The sequence below is a fragment of the Marinomonas balearica genome (genome assembly GCF_004362145.1).
Taxonomy (GTDB): domain Bacteria; phylum Pseudomonadota; class Gammaproteobacteria; order Pseudomonadales; family Marinomonadaceae; genus Marinomonas; species Marinomonas balearica.
The window spans coordinates 30,997-53,319 of the sequence record NZ_SNXC01000009.1 but is presented as its reverse complement, the minus strand read 5'-3'; the positions used below and the strand labels follow the sequence as shown (position 1 = coordinate 53,319).

The window sequence follows — 22,323 nt, the reverse complement described above, 5'->3', positions numbered from 1 at the left end:
AAAAACCATACGATCTAAAATTGACGGTCAGGGTAACACGAAACTTCTTGCGGTTTAATGGCTAGGGAAGATACGAAAAAGCCCACTGACTTCATCGTGCAGTTTAATTTTTATATTGGAAGCAGATTTTGACGACGATTAGAATATCAGCAACAAAAGGCTAAAAACGTTAGAACGAGATTCGATCAGTGCCGTAAATTTTTCTAGATAAAAGAAAAGTGAGCCGTACACAGTTAGAGTGTAGGCTCACTTAAAGCTCTTTAGTCCAAAAGAGCACACCTTCTTCAAGAAAAAAGGACTTGGTTTTTTTCTTGGCAGTGTTAAGAAGCGCCTTTACCCCATTTTCTTCTGCAAACGGTAGGCATGAAGCAACGGCTCGGTATAACCTGACGGTTGATCGACACCTTTAAATATGAGATCGCAAGCAGCTTTAAATGCCGTACCATCAAAGCTTGGAGCCATTGGCGAATACAACGCATCATTGCTATTCTGCTTGTCGACTATCTCCGCCGTTCTCTTCAACGACGCCATTACTTGTTCTTCATTACATACACCGTGCAATAACCAGTTAGCGATATACTGAGACGAAATTCTCAAAGTCGCCCTGTCTTCCATTAAGCCAACGTTATTAATATCAGGAACTTTTGAACAGCCAACGCCCTGATCAATCCAACGCACCACATACCCTAAAATCCCTTGAGTATTGTTGTCCAACTCTGACCGAATTTCCTCGTCGGTTAATACACGTTCCTTCGGAAGCAATGGAACAGTAAGAATGTCTTCTAAGCTTGCTCTGTCACGCTCACTGAGTACGTTCTGACGTTCCGACACATTGATCGAATGGTAGTGAGTTGCATGAAGCGTGGCTCCGTTAGGCGATGGCACCCAAGCAGTATTCGCACCCGCGAGCGGATGTGCGCTCTTTTGTTCAAGCATCGCTGCCATTTCATCAGGCATCGCCCACATTCCTTTACCTATTTGAGCTCTCCCTGGCAATCCACATTCTATGCCCACATCAACATTCCAATCTTCATAGGCTTTGATCCATGCTTGCATTTTCATCTCTGTTTTAGGAACAAATGCCCCTGCATGCATTGAAGTGTGAATTTCATCTCCCGTACGATCCAAGAACCCAGTATTAATGAATACAACTCGCTCTTTAGCCGCTCGAATACACTCTTTTAAATTCACCGTTGTACGACGCTCTTCATCCATAATCCCCACTTTGAGGGTATTTGGCGCCAAGCCGAGTACCTTTTCAACGCTTTCAAACAGCGACACTGTAAAAGCCACTTCTTCTGGACCGTGCATTTTAGGTTTTACAATATTAATACTGCCCGCACGGCTGTTTTTGCGTTCCGTATTTCCTTTTAAATCGTGAATTGCAGCCAGTGCGGTAATAAATGCATCCATTATGCCTTCAGGAACCTCGTTGCCTTCTTTATCTTTAATCGCAGGATTCGACATCAAATGGCCAACGTTACGAATAAACATTAAGCTTCGGCCGGGCAAGCTAAACTCATTACCGGATTTATCTAGGTATTCACGATCTGGGTTCATCTGGCGAGTAACGGTTCGCCCGCCTTTCTCAAATTTTTCAGACAAAGTGCCTTTCATTAACCCTAACCAATTGCGGTATACTTCCACCTTATCTTCGGCATCGACGGCGGCTACTGAATCTTCACAGTCCATAATCGTTGTAACAGCCGCTTCAAGAAGAATGTCTTGCACTCCCGCCTTATCAGTGCCGCCTACTTTCCCTTCTCGGTCAATAATGATTTCGATATGTAATTGATTATTGACCAATAAAATAGCATCAGGATTTGAAGCCTTACCTTTATAACCAATGCATTTATCCGGGTTTGCTAATTGTACCGCATCGCCATTTTTCAGCGTTGCAACCAGCTCACCATCGACCATGGCATACTGCAATACATCAGCATGGTTACCAGTCAAAAGCGGTATTGCTTGATTTAATAACGCTCGACCAAACTCAACAACCTTTTGACCGCGAATCGGATTGTATTCCGTCGTAATTTCCGCACCTTCCGCTTCTGAAATTGCATTAGTTCCATAAAGCGCATCATACAAACTCCCCCAACGAGCATTAACGGCATTTAAGGCGAATCTCGCATTTTTAACAGGAACAACAAGTTGGGGGGCTGCTTGAGTAGCTATCTCGGTATCGACATTTTGAGTAGAAATTTTAAATTCAGCTCCCTCAGGGACGATATAACCAATTCGTTTTAGAAAATCTTCATACTCACCAAAAGAATGAGCAAAAGGGTCACCGCTCTGGTTTCTAGACACGTTATATTCATCTAGCTGCTTCTGCATGGCTTCACGCTTTTCCAATAAAGCCTTGTTTATTGGCGTTAATGTCTCTATTGCACGTTCAAATCCATCCCAAAAAACATCAGGCATAACCCCTGTCTCAGGAAGTATCTCGTTGTTCACTAAATCATAGAGAGGTGTTGCTATTGTTAAGCCATTCCGGTGGATTTGATTCATCTTTCAGCCCCTTTCATTATTAATTGTTATTTTCATGATCCGTCACATCAACTATACGTTTTACGAAATACACACATTCACAATATGAATATACAAATCTTATAAAACACAAAAACAAACGGTATAGAAAACCTATAAACCGATAATGCCGCATAAAAAACGAAATAGCACATTCATAAAATATATATACACAATAACAAACATAGATTTGAGAAATTATTTATTTATAGCCAAACTGGATTTGTTAACCGGATTCAAGCAACCACTCAAACTGTTATATAGAGGAATTGAGCATGTCTAATTACAATAAAGATATCGACGACACAGCAACTTTGATCGCCAGCCAAGGAGATTCATGGAAAGCGATCAACCCAGAATTTGCGGCAAGAATGAAAGCACAAAATCGTTTTCAGACAGGTTTGGATATTGCTCGTTATACTGCGAAAATCATGCGAGCGGACATGGAACGCTATGACAGTGACCCTAGCCAATACACTCAGTCTCTAGGTTGCTGGCACGGTTTTATCGGTCAACAAAAAATGATTTCAATTAAGAAGCATTTTAACTCTACTGACCGACGTTATTTGTATCTTTCAGGATGGATGGTTGCAGCGCTTCGCTCAGAATTTGGCCCTCTTCCAGACCAATCTATGCATGAGAAAACCTCAGTATCAAGTTTGATTGGAGAACTATACACCTTCCTACGTCAAGCAGATGCTAGGGAATTAGGCGAATTATTCCGCAGCCTAGATGCAGCTCGTGATGCTGGCGACAAAGCTACTGAAGAAAAAGTACAAGCTGAAGTCGACAACTACCAAACTCATATTGTGCCTATCATTGCTGATATCGACGCAGGTTTTGGTAACGAAGAAGCCACTTACCTTCTAGCGAAACAAATGATCGAAGCAGGTGCTTGCTGTATTCAAATCGAGAACCAAGTATCTGACGAAAAACAATGTGGCCACCAAGACGGTAAAGTAACGGTACCACATGAAGATTTCTTAGCGAAAATCCGCGCAGTTCGTTACGCTTTCCTAGAACTGGGTGTTGAAGACGGTGTTATCGTCGCACGTACTGACTCATTAGGTGCTGGCTTAACTAAGCAAATTGCAGTAACAGCTGCTGAAGGTGACCTAGGTGATCAATACAACAGCTTCCTAGATGTGGAAGAAGTTGATGCAAGCAACATGAAAAACGGTGATGTACTCCTTAACCAAAAAGGCAAGCTAGTTCGCCCTAAACGTCTGCCTAGCAACTTGTTCCAGTTCAAAACAGGTTCTGGCGAAGACCGCGTTGTACTTGACTGCATTACTTCTCTACAAAATGGTGCTGACCTACTTTGGATCGAAACAGAGAAGCCGCACGTACAACAGATTGCAGGCATGGTTAACCGTATTCGTGAAGCTGTACCAAATGCGAAGCTTGTTTACAACAACTCGCCCTCTTTCAACTGGACACTAAACTTCCGTCAGCAAACATTCGATGCTTGGGCCGAAGCAGGTAAAGATGTATCAGCATATGATCGTGCCAACTTAATGTCTGTTGAATACGATGCAAGCGATCTAGCAGCTGAAGCAGATGAGCGCATCCGTACTTTCCAAGCAGATGCAGCACGAGAAGCCGGAATCTTCCACCACCTAATCACATTGCCAACTTACCACACAGCAGCATTGTCTACTGACAATCTTGCGAAAGAATACTTCGGTGAGCAAGGCATGCTAGGTTATGTAAAAGGCGTTCAGCGCCAAGAAATCCGCCAAGGTATCGCTTGCGTGAAACACCAAGCAATGGCTGGCTCAAACATGGGTGACGACCACAAAGAATACTTCTCTGGAGATGCGGCTCTGAAAGCATCAGGAAAAGACAACACAATGAACCAGTTTTAATCACCAACATCCCCCTTTTAAGGCTGCCTTCGGGCAGCCTTTTCTTTATCTAGAGAATGAGTAAGTGCGTTTAATATATCAATTCATACACTTTCATCCACTGAGGATGAGTCATTAAGCCAATTTGTTCATACGAATCACTTGTGTGGTTAAAACCCAACTTTTCTAACACTCTCCCCGATGCTGGGTTAACCACTAGATGTCGGGCACGAAAACACTCAATAGACAGAGACTGATGGGCAAACGTTAATATTTCACGTACTGCTTCCGTCGCGGCACCTCTCCCCCAGTACTCCGTACCGATCCAATACCCGACTTCCGCTTCGTGCTTAGCGAAACTCATTAAAGAACAGGCTCCGATAACCAGCCCATCGGACTTTTGCTCTATCGCAAACACACCGTATTCACTGGTTAACCAAGCGCGGTGGTGGGAACTTATCCAGTCTTCTGCCATATGCAAGGAATAAGGGAACGGAATATTTGCAGTCATATTAGCGATTAGTGGCGTATTCACCAGAGTCACGACTCGGCGGGCATCATCCATATGAAACGGCCTCAATCTAAAGCGAAAGCTTTCAAGTTCTGGCTGACAAATCGCAAAAAAGTGTGGCTTACGAGTTACAACACTGACACCACGCTTTAAAAACGACGTAAGAAAACTGGCCATTTTTAAGGAACCCCAGCAAAAAGATGCGTTCCTTTTAAGATAGTCCCAGTTTAATGGTATAGCCAAGTAGGCAGATGGAAGACAAGGTAATACTTGAAAAAGTGAGCATCATTCCCGAGACTCGAAATATGAGGTTTTCCTTAGATTGGCTTACGCCATACGCATGAATCAGCCGCCCCAGTAACAGCATCAACCCAAGCGCATGTACAAATATTACAGAGAAGCCTTGAAACTCCAAACACGCAAGTAAGATAACCCCGATCGGCGCATATTCGGCACAATTACTGTGGACTCGCATAGCACGCTTAAGCAGTAAATTATCTCCATCACCAATGCCAATTTTTTGCAAACGCCTCAATTTAATTACTCGGACAGAGAGATAAACAAACAATAAAGCAATCAGGCTGGCATAAATTGGGGTAACTATCATATTCTGTCCTTGCTCTACGCTGCGTTAATTCGGTTTTTATTCGCTCGCCAATGTTAGCTGCCAATAACCCACATCCCACCAATGACCAAACTTATAGCCAACTTCTTCAAAGTGTCCTATTTTTTTCATTCCAAGCTTTTCATGCAAAGAAATACTGGCATCATTTGGCAATGCAATACAACCTATAACAGTACGAATATTAGAGTGCCGAAGTTTGTCGAATAACGCTTGATACAACAAGGTTCCTAAACCCTTCCCAGAGTGGCACGGTGATAAGTAGACCGTCGCTTCAACTGAAAATCGATACGCACTTCGTTTATGCCAATGAGCAGCATACGCGTAGCCTGCCACCTCTCCATCTACCTCAACCACAATCCAAGGTAAATCAAGCGATTGAACATTTTGCACACGCTCGACAATATCAATAATACTGACAGGCTCTTCTTCAAACGTAATCACTGTTTTTGCAATATAGTGATTGTATATTGCCGCGATTTTGGCTGCATCATTCTGTGTCGCGTTTCGTATCATCTTAGCTCGTCGTCCCTCTTCAATGCGTTTTAAAAGATAAACATACTTCAACAAACCAGCATAAAAGATTCAAGATAAAACGGATACACCCTGAAAAGCCAGTTAACACGCTTTTTGTCAAAAGTTGTAATAAAAAAGCGACCTTATAAAACATAACCACACACTGCGACGAAATTAACGCCTTCGTATTTTTCATCAGCCCCGTCTGTATAGTCAATTGGCGCTCCCGGTAGTTGTAATCGGACTCGGTGCGACGACTGCCGAGTATTGGACGAACAGCCCGCTCATTGAAGTCAACAGGCTTAATTGCACCCTCTCTAGCTCATTGCTTTTTTCAAGTAGACTCTCTAAGCTGACAATTGATAAATTCGCTTGTAGAGAAAAGTAGGTAAACTAAGATGCAGATTAATGGATCACCTTTTAGCAATGGTCTAACAGGGCTTCAACGAAGCCAAAGCAACTTAGATCAAGCAAGTAATAAGGTCGTCAATGCGACAACGGCTGGTTCGACTAACGGATCTTCTAACATTCAAGAAGGACTGATCGAAGCCTCTAGCAGTAAGTTAGAAGCACAAGCAAACACAAAAGTACTTGAAACCGCAGATAGCATGATTGGCAGCCTGATCGATATTACCGTATAACCTCCCAGCCAATATGCTATGTCACTCAAACACGCGAAGCCATCTCTTAGGATTCTATTTCGAGCGTCAGCATGTTCCGTCCATTTAATTTTGACCTATACAGTGCTTTATCTGCTCGCGTTAAAATTGAGCTTTCCTCGTCGTCTTCATGATAAGAACTGATACCCAGACTGACAGTAAAAGCGGGAATATTAGCGTCATCTGCCGTTTCAATTCGTTGACGTATTCGCTCTCCGACCTCCGCAGCTTGTTGAATAGATTGCTGGGGAAGAAGCACTGCAAACTCCTCGCCTCCCAATCTGAACAGCAAATCTGATTTTCGTAGGCAACAAGTTAACGATGTTACAAAAAACTGTAATACCTTGTCGCCAACTTGATGCCCATATTGATCATTGACCTTTTTGAAATGATCTATATCCATCATGATTAAGCTAAATTCACTGCCACGCTGCGCGAGATCCAATGAGATTTTAATCTGCTCATCCCATTTATGGCGATTGTAGGCGCCTGTGAGTTTGTCTCGCGTAGCAAGCGTCAGTAGTTGCTTTTCCACGGCAATCCGTCCATCCATTTCATCCGAAAGGCGACTCACCATTTTTTGAAGGTCTTGCTCAAGTTCATCCAACTCGTCTTGTGGTTTTGTCTTTGAGTTTGACGTTAAATCAACCTGAATAGGGCCACCTTCTGCCAGCGATTGGTGAATATTCTCAACCTGACTGTGTATTCGCAGAATTCGAAATCGAATAATTTGAATAATATAAACGGTTAAAAAAAGCCCTATAACAAATGCTCCAGCTCCTAATAACCCGTTAATAAACATAAACTCTCGTTCGTGCTTTTCCGTATAACGTGCAGCCTCTAATGACAGAGTTTCTATTTGATGCAGAATTGAACTCATACTCTTGTCTAACTGTACACTAAGAGTTTCGACTGCCTGCCATTCAGATGCAGATACATTCTGCAGATCTAACACCGTACCGAGTTGGTTTTCGAAAGCGTTACTTATTCGATGAAAGGCCTGTATTTCTCTCAGAAGTTCTTTGTGTTCTAACAACTCAAACCGGATACGATGTCGCTCAATATTAGAACGAATGACGTGAGTTGCACTGTTCAAAAGCTGAACCAGTTCTTGACGACGCTCGGAGAATTGTACTTTGGGATCCGTAAACATCTCGTCTCCCCCTAATCGTCGAAACTGCTCCATAAAGACATGTTGCTTTAGTTGCAACATTTCTGCCTGCACCATCACTTCATTAAGCGGGATATCAATCTCCGCGACTTCTTTCATTTCAAAGTCGATTAAACGAAGCTTATAAATTGAGAAAATGATCACAATGAATAGGAACGAGAAAAGGACGACAAATAGACTGCCTATCTTTCTGTTTAATGACGCATTTAACCAATGAAGCATAGAAACTCTTCGATCCAAGACAATTCAAAACGAAACAAATAATAGGATATTATCCCTACTTTTACGATGGTTTTACCCTGATATTCTATTGTCGACGACTGGCCTCGCGATTGGATGCGGGGTAAGCTCTTGCTAAAGCACAGGTTGCTTTCGCATTTTTTATTTTAGGTAGCAACAACTCAGGAGTAGCACCCGCTGCCTCTTGTACACCATATAAAGCAGCAGACTCCGCTACGCCATATACGCCAACCGTTTTATAAACGTATTCAGAGCGAGAATTAAGCCTCGACTCCATTGTTCCTAGCTCCTGAACAGAGTAAGTCACATACGCCCACCCATACTTTTGCGCTAAAGCAATTAAGTGAGTCTCATCTGACTTTATATCGATACTGTTAAGAGAACGTATGTCTTCAGGAGCAAGGCCTTTTAAAGCTAACGCTTCGAGCATCAATTCTTCTAAATAACTTAAAGGGCAATCTCGTTCACATCCCATCCCAAGTGTATAAATAGGATCTAAATATGTATTTGCAGTCGTCATAACTAACTGTGTGTTAAAGTCTGCAAGTTGCTTTTCTAATTGGCTTGCAAGGTGGTTCGCGCCGCCTTCATGGCCTGATAACAAAGGTATGACAAACCGGCCAAATTCATCCATTACCAATACGGCCGGATCAGAAAGTTTGCTTTCTAACACTGGAGCCAAGGTGCGTATGACAATGCCAGTCGCACAGATGAAAATGAGGCTATCCCCCTGCTTAAAATAGTCCTGAACAGTCTCTTTAAAGGGCTTTGGGTTGTGGGTCACTTCACAACCCTGCAACCTTTTAGCTATCGCTTCAGAAAGTTTTTTTCCACGCTCTGTTAACGAAATAATGCGAATCATTGACGGTTTCTGTCGCCTCGAGTAACGACAAACAACGAGAAATAAGGGCCGGCAGCGGGAACCAGCTCTCTAACATCCGATACTATATGCTCGTTTTCTCGACCAATGTATTCCAAGTATTTTGCATCGGACATTCGCTCGGTTCTTTTTAACGCTGCTAAAATTCGCGGACGCGCAGATCCCGCTTTCATAATGACAACAGAGTCGTGATTTTCAAGTGCACTCACAATCTCATTGTCTGAGTGACGTCCACTGACCACGGCGAAAGACTCCTTAAGTACCGTTAGCGGGTGCTTAAGAGCAGATGCCGCTGCGTGAATGCTTGAAATCCCTGGAACAATCTGACAATTGTAGTCGCCTTCCAGTCGTTCCATAAGGTAGGTAAAAGAGCCAAAAAACAAGGGATCTCCCTCACATAAAAATGCGACGTTTCGACCTTGTTTTAAATGCAGCGCAATTTCTTGTGCTCCATGATCGTAGGCAATGTTTGCTTTCGTTCTATCCATTGACATGGGCATAGGAATAACGACATCAGGGTGTATAGAGTATCGTCTTTCCATTGCAATACACGCAATTTTTTTCGCCTGTGAGACACCTTCCTCATTCGCTAAGTAAGCAACAACAGGTGCATGTTCTATCAAACTCGCAGCTTTTAATGTGAGCAGCTCCGGATCACCGGGCCCAACACCTATACCAACAAAAGAGCCAAGCGCATTCATTCACTTTTTCCTATTAATAACACTATTTCTTGCTTCATGATTCTAACACGCGCGACTTTTGAAATTGCCACAATGTAACAGGCAAAGAGGGTTTGCGCAGTGTACTGCCTGCTAATACTTCACTGCGCGAAACTTGAATCGTGATACTTTCACATTTGGCATCAGAGGCTTTTTCTCTGACATTAAGAAACGTCATGGCTTCGAGCTGTGTCGAATCAGTAACAGAGCTGAGTAACAATACTCCGCCTTCAGGCAACAACGACCAAACAAATTGGAGCAATACCGGCAGCTCACCGCCGCTCCCCCCAATAAAAATACGGTCTGGACGGGGTAATTGGTCAAGTACCTCTGGCGCTTTACCTTGGATTAACGTGAGATTTTGCATCAATCCAAATTTTTCCCGATTTTGTTCAAGACAAGCAATGCGATCTGGATGATGCTCAATCGCATACACCTGCGTATTCGAATTCCAATAAGCCAATTCAACACTCACGCTTCCGCATCCTGCGCCGATATCCCAGATTGTCTCACCTTCTTCAGCCCCTAAATAAGACAAAATAGAAAGGCGCACTTCTCGCTTAGTAATCATGCCCTTACCTTCGCCTTTGTCAGTGACAAACAAATCATCGCGAAAACCAGGTGTCGAAGGCACTAACGCTTGTTGGCAACTTACTTCAACGATCACAACATTTAACAAATCAAAAGTTAAACTGGAGAATTGCAATTCTTTCGATGTGAAATGCTGAACTCTTTCATCACTATAACCCAGCCTTTCACAGACGGTTATTCGACTGTCTCCAAGGTTTGCTCGAACACATTCTTTAGCGATGGCCGCCGGATGACTGTTACTGTCGGTTAATAAAACAAGTACTTTATTGGTATGAAGGTGTTTTCGAAGGATCTGCAGCGGACGCCCATGCAGGCTCACTGTATGCACGTCTTGCAACGACAAACCGATTCTATGGCACGCGACCTGAATGCTGGATACATTAGGATAGAATGATACGTCGAGGTACGCAAAATGTCGTTGAACCCAGCGCCCAATTCCGTAAAACAGCGGATCCCCTGATCCAAGAAGGACAACACGGTTAACACCGCTTTCATGCCACGCGCTAACCACCTCTTTAAGTTCAGAGAGCTTAGGCAAGATAAATGATGTTCCCGAGTGGTACTGTGAAAGCATTTCTATTTGCCGCTCACTTCCTACCAATCGGTCACTGGGGGTCAAGTTATGAATTAGGTAACGGGCGTTTTCTGTTAATTCTGCGTTCTCTGAAACTCCAAGCCCAACAACATGAATCTGCATTAGTAATACTCATTTCTATTGCAACGAAGCAACGCATTACAACTGGCTGAGGTGACAGCACTTCCGCCCATTTTTCCTAGAAGTGTAATGCACTCTATTCCCAGCGACTCATGCACTTCCCATAAAGCCTCTTTCGATTCTGCCGCTCCAACAAAACCAACGGGCATACCTATGACTAAAGCAGGCTTAGGAGCGCCAGCTCGAATCATTTCCAATAAGCGAAATAAGGCCGTCGGCGCATTGCCAATGAGCACGACACTTCCTTTAAGTTCGGTGTCCCATAATTTAAGTGCCGCCATCGAACGGGTTTCTCCGGTAGATTTCGCCAGCTCAACGGTTTTTGGGTCGTTTAAGCGACAGACAGGCGGCGTCTCAATCATTCTTTTCGTCACACCTTGCTTCACCATTTCAACATCACACAATATAGTGTGGCTTCCTGCTAACGCCTTTCTACCTGCATCACACGCATTTTTACTGAACCTGACTTGCTCAGCCACGTCTGGATACCCCAAACTGTGTACGATCCGCATAACGACTTGCTGCTCATCTCGGCTAAATTGATCTAGATTTGTGCATTCACGAATCTGGCGGAAGCTTTCTGATTCGATCGCTTGTGGATTCGCTTCATACTTAAATAGAGACTGATCTTTGTTTTCTAGCGGTTGTTTCACTGCTGCGTGCTGCCTTTTTGAGCTTGGTTCTTTTGACAAAATTTATTAGAAAAATCGATAATGTCATCCATTATCTCATCATGTGACGAGTAAGTCGCTGAAGCCGTCTCGGTAATTGGCCTTCTATGCATAAGCACTGGAATACTTTGCTTCCTTGCGACTTCGAGCTTAGCGTATGTCGATTTTCCACCGCTGTTCTTACTTACAATAACATCAATGTGATTATCGCCAATAAATGCTCTTTCACTTTCGAAATTAAATGGCCCGATTGCTTTTTGCCATTTAACATCATCAGGCAGCATAAACTTCGGAGTGACTGCGGTACGCCAACAAACGACATCGATGCTACTTAACCCAGCAACAGACATTATAAACTCTTGTGAATGCTGCCCTGCGCTCAATAATGGTCGCTGAAATCGAGAAAGAGCGTTTATTAATTGGTCTTCATTTTCATAGTAGATCCAATTATCTCCCGCTTCAATTTGCCACTCTGGACGTAAAAATCGCCAACAATCTACACCTACTTTTTTAGAGGCGCGCACTGCTGTATTCGTCATATTAAGAGCATACGGGTGCGTCGCATTGACTACTAAACTGATATTGTGATCCGTTAAATAACGCTCAAGCCCACCAAACTGAGTAAAGCCCCCCACCAGCACTTCGCACCCCAATCTGGGAACACGTACTAATCCAGCGATAGAATAGATCACATGAACACCGCGCAAATGAAGCTGATCCGCCAATTGGCGGGCATCTGCGGTTCCACCAAGCAATAAAATTTTCAATATTTTCACTTATCATTTTGTATTAAACAAATACCAAGGCATCGTGCATCAATTCTAACCTTTAGCATGCCCAACAAAACGCCCACTTCGGTCTATTGCGTACACTTCCAATTCCATATAATCAGGGATATATTCACGACAAAAGTGTAGAGCTTGAGCGCAAACCACATCAGCTAAAGCCAGCCCTTCGAGTTGAGCAAACTTTAATGCTTCTACACTGGTATTCGCGAGACGCATTTTTTCATGCAGAGAACTTGATGCACCTAATGTTAAAGCGGTGTCAGCCAGTGCATCGAGATTAATAGAGGAAGCTCGGCTGTTTAGATCCATGTTACGCTGCGCCAACTTGCTGATTTTACCAAAGCCTCCACAAATGGAGAGCTTTTTAAGCTGTGGCTCTTTCTCTACTTTACGAATATGTTTTAAAACAGCGCCGACAAAATCTCCCATTTCAATCAATGCCATTTCCGTTAAACCGTAATGCGCTTTGATTGCACTCTCACTTGCGTTCCCGGTCGTTGCAGCAATGTGGTTAAGCGTATTTGCTCGTGCAACATCAATACCTTGATGAATCGACGCGATGTACGCCGCACAAGAAAACGGGCGAACAATTCCGGTCGTTCCCAATATCGATAAGCCACCCAGTATTCCAAGCCTTGGGTTCATGGTTTTTTGCGCGATTTGGTCACCGTTTTCAATTCCGATAGTCAGTTCAAAGCCGCCTTCATAGCCATATGCTGCTGCAAAAGAGGTAAGGTTTTCCATCATCATTTTTCGGGGGATGGGATTAATTGCAGGCTCTCCCACATCGAGCACGAGACCACTTCGCGTTACGGTTCCAACCCCTTCACCTGCGATAAAGAAAATACCTTTATGCTTGGTGAGACGAACTTCAGCCCAAACAACCGCTCCATGGGTTGCATCAGGATCATCGCCCCCATCTTTGATCGTTGCTGTTTTAACAGCACTATTGAGATACTGGTAATATAGAATTGCCTGAGAGACTTTTTGCCCCTTCGGCAACACTACAAAGGCCTTGGGATCTTCACGCTGTGCGATCAAAGCCTGCGCCGCAGCCATCACACAGACCGTTGCGCATGTGCCTGTTGTTAATCCCGTTCTAAGAGGTTTATTTTCCTCTGCACTTTCAGGCCACATACGCGTTTATCGTTCGCTAAAAATAGCCGCTATAGCGGTCAGGTTTGAAGGAAAGAAGAAATGTAGATAACTGGCGGTTAACCCTTTGACTTGGTATATCGGTTCACCGGGCGCAGGATGTCGTTGTCGTCGTCCATGTCCAATAGGATCCGGTGTGCCAGCACTTCGTGATCGATGATGTGCGTGTGCTCTGATCTCTCCTTGAGGACAAACCGCAGTCTGCATTCCCTGACAACCACGCTTACCTCGCATAGACCCTTGGCCTTGCAAGATCCCCAGCATAGGCACTGTGTTTTGCTCCAAATCCGTCAAACTCTCAAGGCAATATAACATGCCTCCGCATTCCGCTAGAATGGGTTTTCCTGCTTCATAAAACGCATACAGCGCTTGCTTTATTTCGTCGTTATTAGCGAGAACATTACTGTGCAACTCTGGATACCCGCCGGGTAACCATACCGCATCACAGTCCGGTAACTCGTGATCGTAAAGGGGAGAAAAGAAATAAATTTTAGCGCCTAAACGCTCTAGAGCATCTAAGTTCGCATGATATATAAAACTAAACGCCAAATCTTTCGCTACAGCAATGCGTTTCCCGTCAAGCTGTGGCTCTATATCGCTATTCTCATAAGACGTTACGGGTTCAGAAAAAACAACCGGCTTAGGCAATTCCAAAAGGCCTTTGTCGTTGGTTTGCCGTAACCAATCAACTGCGGCTTCAAACTTTTGTTCTAACTCTTGAGTTACTTCTTCTGCTTGAACAAGACCAAGATGCCTTTCTGGCAACGTGACTTCTTCGTCACGCTTCAATGTTGCAAGCAAAGGAACGGATTCAGGTAGCGCGTCTCGTATTAGCTGTGCGTGGCGTTCACTGCCGCAGCGATTCGCAATCAAACCAGACACTTCAACATCGTCTCTAAACGCAGCTAAGCCACTGGCAACCGCCGCTGCGGTTTGCGCCATGCCTTTTACATCCATCACGATGGCCATTGGAATACCAAAACACGCCGCAAGATCAGCAGACGACGGCTCTCCATCAAACATTCCCATCGCACCTTCCACTAAGATTAAATCAGCATGTTGTGCCGCCAAGTAGAGACGTTCCTGACAATACTCTGTACCTGCCATCCAAATATCAAGTTGTTCAACGGGATGCCCTGATGCCTGAGCAAGTATTAGCGGATCCAAGTAATCTGGACCCGTCTTAAAGACCCGAACGGTTTTGCCTAATTTTGAAAAATGACGGGCAAGTGCAGCAGTAATTGTTGTTTTACCTTGATTCGACGCAGGCGCAGTTAGAAATAACGCTGGGCATGCGACTTGGTTCGTATTTGGTGATTGTAATATCATCTTATTTGAAGGCATATCATTACTCTGCTTTTGATCTTTCAAAATAGGTTGTATCTCGACTTCACTAAGCCGATGGCTCATCCGTATAACTTAAAAGCTACTGTCTCTAACAGGTTACGCTAAGAGCTGTGCTAATGTGTAATATTCTGCACCAAGCGCATCCGCAAATTGCCGGCCTCTTCCTCGCTTAACGTGAGCAAGCTCTGTGTCTAACCAGATTACTCTACTGTCGATATTAGGCATATCAGAAATCGGCATATGACTTCGGCCATCCGTCATTATATATGCGTTTATGCTTAACCTTGGATACTGTTTTCGATGGCGACTGACTTCACACTCTAGTTTAGACAACGCTGATAATAAAGGCGTCCCCCCTCCTGCGGTAAGGCCATCAAGTAACGTATGTATATCTTTTGGAGAGCGAACCTTCGGCAGTATTGTTTCGACACGCTCTTCTGAAAATCCAAATATAGTAAGCTGCTCTCGTGCTAAATAGGCCCGCTGAGAAATATCCAGAATTACTCCCTTCATTTTCGAGAAAACGGTTTGACCTAATACAGATGCTGATGTGTCGAGCATTATAATATTCAATACACCCAGTCCCGTTTTCTCATTCGCCATTATGAGTTTAGGTGGCCACTTGTGGGGAGATAACGTCAATGTTCTGCACCAGTTAACCGACGTAGACAATGAACTGTTGGAAAGTCTATAACCACCCGCGTCTTTGCCGATTTTCCTACTGACGCATTGCTGAAGCGGTCCTCTAGACAAAGCAGTCTTTATAGGTCGATCGTCAGAATGATTATTAGCTTTGCTCAACGCTATTTTTGAATACGTTGATTGCTGCTGTGGTGGAAGGCCGCCCCAATCTTGATCAGAAGCGGCTTGTGGCTTTCCCGACGATGCCTCACTTTCTTCTGACGGGTTATTCGAAGGAGTTTTATACGAATCAGGAGGTCTTCGACTACTTGGAGGTCTGGAGGCAGAAGGCGGTGTCGAAGAATGAGACTCTCCTTGCGACCCTTTTGAGCCAGACGAGGCATGGCGACGATGTACCAATACCAGTTCTGCTACGGCTTGAATATCCTCTGCCGTCACCGATCCCGCCCCACGCCAAGCTGCATGAGCTAGCGCCGCTCGAACCCAAACAATATCCGCCCTAACGCCATCGACATTCGCATCGTGACACCTTGAAGCAATGTCCATTCGAACCGTATCAGAACATGAAACGTTCGCGAGCCGTGCTCGCGCTGAATTTATGTTCTGTTTCAAGGTCTTTTGTTTGTACTTAAATGCATCGCGAAAAGCGCGTGGGTTTCCATCAAACTCTTCTCGCAATCGAACAATTTGAACACGCTCTTCAAGACTGTATTGATTCGACAACACAGCCATGAGCCCAAATCGGTCTTTTAACTGAGGCCTAAGCTCTCCTTCTTCAGGGTTCATCGTTCCAATAAGTAAAAACTTGGCTTCATGTTCATGGCTGATTCCGTCTCGTTCAACGCGGTTCAATCCACTTGCAGCGACATCGAGCAATTGATCGACAAGATTATCGGCCAGTAAATTGACTTCATCAACATACAGTACGCCACCGTGCGCTTTTGACAAAATACCGGGATGGAAATCAATTTTTTTGTCATTCAAAACACGTTGTAAATCAATCGCCCCAAGCAGTCGATCCTCACTCGTACCAAGAGGTAACGTAGCAAATGCGACAGGCACTTCCCCCTCAAATGGAGGTAGCACATCAGATAAACCACGAGCGAGTGTTGATTTAGCTGACCCTCTAGGGCCGCTTATTAATACGCCACCAATTTTCGGATTAATCGCACAAAGAATTAATGCAAGTTTGAGCGCTTCTTGCCCTGCAACTGCAGAAAAGGGAAATGTAAGATGCTTAAAATCTGTCATGTATTGCCATAGAAATTGTGGATACAGGGCAACTACAAAATGAACCCCATTGGGTGCGGTCCATTCTAAAAAAGTAAAACCCAATCTTTTTCATTGATTAAGATGCTTTAGAATACAGAGTTTCAACAATTATTGAATCGCTAATTTCTAATAAAACTGCTAATACTCTTCATAAACGCGGCTTTTTCGTCATGGTGTTTTCGAGGAGCACACCCGAACGATAAATGCGATTACGTTGAATGGGGCGATATTTGATTGATACAAATGCCCATAAATAGACGTCTGCACTTAGCTAATTTATCGGCTAAATGCAGACATCAAAGATTAGTCGAGCTAACGTCGGCGTTTAGTCGGCTTATTAGATCGAGCGCCATTAGGAGAGTGTGTACTGCCTTTCGAAGAGTTCGTTGGCTTTTTAACTCCGCTGTTTTTGCCGGATGCTGGCCTAGCGGCAGGCGACTCTCCGTTAGCAGACTTACGTCTATTACGCTCAGCTTCTTTAATATTTTTGTCGGTCGGCCGATTACTCGTATGCGATGCTCCAGTACGCTGCCCAGGTTTGGCATTTTTCGGACGACGAGGCATCTGGTTGTCTTTGTCTTCAGCAGGAACCAGTTTATTTGTGCCATGGCCGATTAAATCTGTTCGCCCCATCTTTTTAAGCGTGTCTCTTAAATCACCCCAGTTACTGGCGTCGTGGTAACGTAAAAATCCTTTTTGAACCATTCTTTGTTTATGATCCTTAGGCGTATAAACGTCTTCACTTTTATACGTCACTCGGTTCAGAGGGTTTTTCCCCGAATGGTACATAGCAGTCGCTAATGACATAGGTGAAGGGTAAAAAGTCTGTACTTGATCCGGTTTAAAATCATTTTTCTTCAACCAAACCGCCAAATTCATCATATCCTCATCTTCACATCCGGGATGAGCGGCAATAAAGTAAGGTATGAGGTGCTGTTTTTTACCTGCTTCTTTCGAGTATTTATCAAACATTCGTTTGAACGTATCGTAAGTCCCCATACCGGGTTTCATCATTTTCGATAACGTCCCTTTTTCCGAGTGCTCAGGCGCAATCTTTAACAAACCACCGACATGATAGGTTACTAGCTCTCTGACATACTCAGGGTCTTCTACAGCAAGGTCATACCTCAACCCTGAAGCAATGGAAACCGTATGAATCCCTTCCACTGCACGTGCTTTACGGTACAACTGAGTCGTTGGACTGTGGTCGGTATTTAAGTTAGAACATATAGTAGGATAAACACACGATAGTTTCCGACATGATGCTTGTATCGCATCGTCCTTACAGTTCAGTGTATACATATTGGACGTTGGGCCACCAAGATCCGATATATGCCCTGTGAAGCCAGGAACTTTCTCTTTAATTTGCTCTATTTCATTGATGATCGATTCATGAGATCGAGACTGAATGACTCGCCCTTCATGCTCGGTAATGGAGCAGAAAGTACACCCACCAAAACACCCACGCATAATATTGATCGATGTTTTAATCATGTCATAAGCAGGAATACGCGCTTTTTTATATTTCGGGTGTGGTACTCGCGCATAAGGTAAATCAAACACACCATCCATCTCATCAGTCTCTAATGGAATTGGCGGCGGATTGACCCAAATTTCTTTTTTACCGTGCTTTTGAATCAATGCTCTCGCATTATGAGGATTGGATTCTAAGTGTAAAATACGTGAAGTATGTGCATAAAGGACGGGATCTTTTGACACTTTCTCAAACGATGGCAAGCGAATATACGTTTTGTCAGCATCCAGCTTCTCCCCTCTTCGCAATGGCGCAGGTATAACCCGAATCGGCATGACATCATCGTCTTCACTGGAGTCTTTCGTTTGACATTTGCCTTCTGGAATGTATTCGTATGGGCTGTAAATCTTATCTATTTTCCCTGGCCAATCGACACGGCTTGAATCAATCTCCGAAAAACCACCGGGTGGAACATCACGTACTAAAGTCGTGCCGCGAACGTCCGTGATTTGATTCATTTTTTTGCCAGCTGCTACTTGCTTAGTCACTTCGACAATCGCGCGCTCAGCGTTACCATATAAAAGTATGTCGGCCGTAGAATCAATCAATACAGAACGACGAACTTCATCACTCCAGTAATCATACTGAGCAATACGACGGAGACTGGCCTCGATCCCGCCGATCATAACCGGAACGTCGTTAAATGCCTCTTTGCAGCGTTGAGAATAGACGATTACGGCTCGATCAGGACGTTTTCCGCCGACCCCATAAGGCGTATAGGCGTCATCATTCCTAACTTTCAAATCAGCAGTATAGCGATTAATCATCGAGTCCATGTTTCCAGCCGTGACACCAAAGTATAAATTTGGTCGGCCAAGACGCATAAAGTCATCTTTATTGCGCCAATCTGGCTGATCAATAATGCCCACTCGATAACCTTGAGCTTCTAACAAACGACCTAATACTGCCATTCCGAAACTTGGATGATCTACGTAGGCGTCACCCGTTACAATGATGATGTCGCAGCTATCCCATCCTAGGGCATCCATCTCTTCTCTAGTTGTGGGTAAAAACGGAGAAACTCCATAGCATTCAGCCCAATATTGAGGATAGGAAAAAAGGTCCGGCGCAGTCTTGTGTCGTTTTATCATGAGGTACTCAGTTGCAGATCAGACAGACACTGTATGCAATAACACTGCATTAGTTTGCTTTTCTGATCGGCTATTTTTGTCGTAAACTTAAGAAATGCGATTATCCCAGAAAAACAGTCAGGTATACAGCACCAAGTGACATTAGCGCTCAGCACAGCATACCGCAGCAATTAGAAACTTTAATCCGGCAGTACTTGCCAGACGCTTTCTTCGAAAAATGCATGATTTTTCTCTTTATAACGGATGTTAGTTTGCACTAAATCCTCGCTCGCGATTTTGTGAATATCTCGCTTCCAAAGAGCAGCAACCTCATCATCTGATACAGAAAATGGTGGATCAGTGATGTCCCCATCATGATATAGAGCAATTACAAGGATGTAGGCTTTTGGTCGTAAACATGCACTGACTTTATCAACATAGTGTTGCCTAGAAGAAGGCGGCATTGCTACCATCGCAGCACGGTCGTAACATGCATCAAAATTTATTTCGTCAAAGTCAAAAATGTCGCCCTCAAATATACTGAGAGCCATATCGCATGCTCTGTGCATTTTACCTAACGGTGTACTTTCGGTGGTGTACTCGAGGTCGTTGTCTCCGAAAAACTCAACCACTGCAAGTGAAGACAGCTCTACACCAACAACGTCATACCCTTGCTCCGCCAACCAAATTAAATCGTTGGATTTACCGCACAAGGGTACTAACACTCGACTGCCGCGAGGTAAACTTCGCCAATAGAAGGTCAACAATGGGCTAACTTCATCTTCATGAAACCCAATACGTCCAGCTTTCCATCGATCCAACCAAAACTCATTTGTAATCACAATAATCTCACCTTTCAATCAACTCTGTTATCTTCGCAAAGTAAGTGTGGTAAAAATATGTCTACAAACACAGTTTGGATCAATTTACACATTTTTTCTAAAAAATACTTTTGCCTCTTAGTTTCAAGATACAAAAAAAATGCAACAGGAGAACCCCGTGGCGCTAGAAAATGCACCCGATCATATAAAATTAGCGGTAGATTTGATCGACTTATTAGAAGGAAATCAAATTCAACCACAAACGGCGATAGACGCCCTGAAAATCGTACTCAAAGACTATGAAAAGAAGTTATCTGATGAGAGCGCTATAGAGAAAATTTCAATGGAAGGAAGTACGAACTGAAAATAAAAAAACCATAGACCGATCAAGTAACTTACTCGATAGATCTATGGTTTCATATTCAATTAGCAGAATGCGTTCGTACCCAGCACGCTATTTTTTGGGTGCGTACGGGTTCTCTGACGAAAGGAATTCAAAGCTAATTGGTGTTCCTGTTATATTCAAAACAGTACGGAATTTATTTTCCAAGTAACGCTTATAACTGCCTGGAAGAGCATCTGTTTGATTGCCATGCACAACGATTCGTGGTGGATTGGACCCCCCCTGATGCGCATAACGTAATTTAATACGACGACCCTTCACCATAGGAGGCTGATGCTCAGAAACGGCATCTTCTAAGATTCGTGTCAGCCTATTTGTAGACCATTTAGAATAACAAGAATCATAGGTCTCTTCGATAGTGTCGTATAGATCCCCTACCGCGGTTCCATGCAACGCAGAGATGTAATGCACCTTAGCGTATGGAACAAACCCAAGACGACGCTCAACTTCTTTCTTTATATGTTCGCGCTCGTCTTTTTGCAAGCCATCCCATTTATTGATTGCAATAACCAGCCCTCTCCCAGCGTCGAGAACATATCCAATCATATGAAGGTCTTGCTCAACAAGATCTTCATGCGCATCGATGACACAGATTACAACATTCGCATCTTGGATCGCTTGAAGCGTTTTTACAATGGAGAACTTTTCAACCGCTTCTTTAACGTGCTTTCGACGACGTACACCAGCAGTATCAATTAAGGTATATTCTTTATCATGTCGTTGATAGGGAATGTATACACTGTCGCGAGTCGTTCCCGGCATGTCATACACAACAACGCGATCTTCACCCAACATGCGGTTTACCAACGTGGATTTACCAACGTTCGGTCTACCAACCACACCAATACGAATACCTTTTGACTCTAACTGAATTTGATCGCGCGCTTCTGCTACTTGCTCTGCAAATGGCGCTAAAGCTGTATCAATCAGACTCCGAACACCTTTTCCGTGCGCAGCTGCAATAGGATACAGCTCCCCTAAACCGACAGCGTAGAAGTCAGCTAAGGCAATATCTTCATTAATACCGTCTGTTTTATTGACGACTAAATAAATTGATTTATTTGAGCGACGCAGGTGGTTAGCAATCATTTCGTCTGCGGGGTTTAGGCCATGTCGACCATCAACCAAAAACAAAACCGCATCCGCTTCTTCGATCGCTTGAAGGGATTGCGATGCCATTTTCTCATCGATCCCTTGCTCATCTCCTGTTATACCACCCGTATCAATAACGATGAAATCATGCTCACCTAATTTGCCATCACCATATTTTCGATCTCGGGTTAATCCAGGGTAATCTGCGACAAGCGCATCCCGAGATTTAGTCAAGCGATTGAAAAGGGTGGATTTACCTACATTGGGACGACCAACCAATGCAATAACTGGAATCATTTTTATACCTATTTAAATATTGTACGGCTACCTGAAGAAGGATGAATTTAGCCTCTGTGCATTTCGCCTTTAAATGAGTTTCATGTATCAACGCGAAAAAGTATTGGAAGACGTACTTCCAGCAATACTTCAACTGCTAAAAACAATGACACTAAAAAGGCAATGAGCGCGGTGCGACATTCCATCAAAGCGCTCTGTAAATAGATTCATTACAGAGAAATTACCTTTAAC

General features: G+C 43.8%; 19 protein-coding genes. 3 read left to right on the top strand and 16 right to left on the bottom strand.

Annotation, left to right across the window (positions count from 1 at the left end):
• Positions 1-333: 333 nt before the first annotated feature.
• Positions 334-2,511 (bottom strand): malate synthase G, encoded by a 2,178-nt coding sequence (locus tag DFP79_RS01925; protein WP_133502272.1) that lies wholly within the window; start codon positions 2,509-2,511, stop codon positions 334-336.
• Between the two features lie 293 nt (positions 2,512-2,804).
• Here DFP79_RS01925 and DFP79_RS01920 point away from each other — a divergent pair, with 293 nt between their 5' ends.
• Complete coding sequence (locus DFP79_RS01920) at positions 2,805-4,397, top strand: isocitrate lyase (protein ID WP_133502271.1); 1,593 nt, start codon at positions 2,805-2,807, stop codon at positions 4,395-4,397.
• 70 nt (positions 4,398-4,467) lie between these two features.
• Here DFP79_RS01920 and DFP79_RS01915 read toward each other — a convergent pair whose 3' ends face one another.
• The 3 genes from DFP79_RS01915 to DFP79_RS01905 are packed head-to-tail and all read right to left on the bottom strand — an operon-like array spanning position 4,468 to position 6,025.
• Positions 4,468-5,064, bottom strand: coding sequence for a GNAT family N-acetyltransferase (locus tag DFP79_RS01915; protein ID WP_133502270.1), 597 nt, complete (start codon positions 5,062-5,064; stop codon positions 4,468-4,470).
• Positions 5,065-5,098: 34 nt separating this feature from the next.
• Positions 5,099-5,494: an MAPEG family protein gene (locus DFP79_RS01910; RefSeq protein WP_133502269.1), complete on the bottom strand. Its 396-nt coding sequence runs from the start codon at positions 5,492-5,494 to the stop codon at positions 5,099-5,101.
• 36 nt (positions 5,495-5,530) lie between these two features.
• A complete protein-coding gene (locus tag DFP79_RS01905; protein WP_133502268.1) occupies positions 5,531-6,025 on the bottom strand; it encodes an arsinothricin resistance N-acetyltransferase ArsN1 family B in 495 nt (164 codons plus the stop codon).
• A 398-nt stretch (positions 6,026-6,423) separates the two neighbouring features.
• Here DFP79_RS01905 and DFP79_RS01900 point away from each other — a divergent pair, with 398 nt between their 5' ends.
• Entirely contained in the window at positions 6,424-6,666 is a 243-nt protein-coding gene (locus DFP79_RS01900) for a hypothetical protein (protein WP_133502267.1), read from the top strand.
• Between the two features lie 46 nt (positions 6,667-6,712).
• Here DFP79_RS01900 and DFP79_RS01895 read toward each other — a convergent pair whose 3' ends face one another.
• The 11 genes from DFP79_RS01895 to DFP79_RS01845 form a co-directional block, all read right to left on the bottom strand.
• Positions 6,713-8,077 (bottom strand): GGDEF domain-containing protein, encoded by a 1,365-nt coding sequence (locus DFP79_RS01895; protein ID WP_133502266.1) that lies wholly within the window; start codon positions 8,075-8,077, stop codon positions 6,713-6,715.
• A gap of 85 nt (positions 8,078-8,162) precedes the next feature.
• Positions 8,163-8,957 carry a cobalt-precorrin 5A hydrolase gene (locus tag DFP79_RS01890; RefSeq protein ID WP_133502265.1) on the bottom strand — a complete coding sequence of 265 codons (795 nt, stop codon included), beginning with the start codon at positions 8,955-8,957 and terminating at the stop codon, positions 8,163-8,165.
• A complete protein-coding gene (gene cobI / locus DFP79_RS01885; protein ID WP_133502264.1) occupies positions 8,954-9,676 on the bottom strand; it encodes a precorrin-2 C(20)-methyltransferase in 723 nt (240 codons plus the stop codon). The genes DFP79_RS01890 and cobI overlap by 4 nt, the downstream gene beginning before the upstream one ends.
• A 34-nt stretch (positions 9,677-9,710) precedes the next feature.
• Positions 9,711-10,982 (bottom strand): precorrin-6y C5,15-methyltransferase (decarboxylating) subunit CbiE, encoded by a 1,272-nt coding sequence (cbiE, locus tag DFP79_RS01880; RefSeq protein ID WP_133502263.1) that lies wholly within the window; start codon positions 10,980-10,982, stop codon positions 9,711-9,713.
• Complete coding sequence (locus DFP79_RS01875) at positions 10,982-11,653, bottom strand: precorrin-8X methylmutase (RefSeq protein WP_133502262.1); 672 nt, start codon at positions 11,651-11,653, stop codon at positions 10,982-10,984. The genes cbiE and DFP79_RS01875 overlap by 1 nt, the downstream gene beginning before the upstream one ends.
• Positions 11,650-12,447 (bottom strand): precorrin-6A/cobalt-precorrin-6A reductase, encoded by a 798-nt coding sequence (locus tag DFP79_RS01870; protein ID WP_243730172.1) that lies wholly within the window; start codon positions 12,445-12,447, stop codon positions 11,650-11,652. Before DFP79_RS01870 ends, DFP79_RS01875 begins: the two co-directional genes overlap by 4 nt.
• Positions 12,448-12,492: 45 nt before the next feature.
• Positions 12,493-13,596 (bottom strand): cobalt-precorrin-5B (C(1))-methyltransferase, encoded by a 1,104-nt coding sequence (locus DFP79_RS01865; protein WP_133502260.1) that lies wholly within the window; start codon positions 13,594-13,596, stop codon positions 12,493-12,495.
• Between the two features lie 6 nt (positions 13,597-13,602).
• Positions 13,603-14,943, bottom strand: a complete 1,341-nt coding sequence (locus tag DFP79_RS01860; RefSeq protein ID WP_133502858.1) for a cobyrinic acid a,c-diamide synthase CobB — start codon at positions 14,941-14,943, stop codon at positions 13,603-13,605.
• Between the two features lie 114 nt (positions 14,944-15,057).
• A complete protein-coding gene (locus DFP79_RS01855) occupies positions 15,058-16,854 on the bottom strand; it encodes an AAA family ATPase (RefSeq protein ID WP_133502259.1) in 1,797 nt (598 codons plus the stop codon).
• Between the two features lie 333 nt (positions 16,855-17,187).
• Positions 17,188-19,500 (bottom strand): YgiQ family radical SAM protein, encoded by a 2,313-nt coding sequence (locus DFP79_RS01850; RefSeq protein WP_243730171.1) that lies wholly within the window; start codon positions 19,498-19,500, stop codon positions 17,188-17,190.
• A 179-nt stretch (positions 19,501-19,679) separates the two neighbouring features.
• Complete coding sequence (locus DFP79_RS01845) at positions 19,680-20,321, bottom strand: class I SAM-dependent methyltransferase (protein WP_133502258.1); 642 nt, start codon at positions 20,319-20,321, stop codon at positions 19,680-19,682.
• A 157-nt stretch (positions 20,322-20,478) separates the two neighbouring features.
• On the opposite strand from DFP79_RS01845, the gene rsmS reads away from it, so the two are divergent.
• Entirely contained in the window at positions 20,479-20,664 is a 186-nt protein-coding gene (gene rsmS / locus DFP79_RS01840; protein ID WP_133502257.1) for a pleiotropic regulatory protein RsmS, read from the top strand.
• A 90-nt stretch (positions 20,665-20,754) separates the two neighbouring features.
• Here rsmS and der read toward each other — a convergent pair whose 3' ends face one another.
• A complete protein-coding gene (der, locus tag DFP79_RS01835) occupies positions 20,755-22,092 on the bottom strand; it encodes a ribosome biogenesis GTPase Der (RefSeq protein WP_133502256.1) in 1,338 nt (445 codons plus the stop codon).
• Positions 22,093-22,323 lie beyond the last annotated feature (231 nt).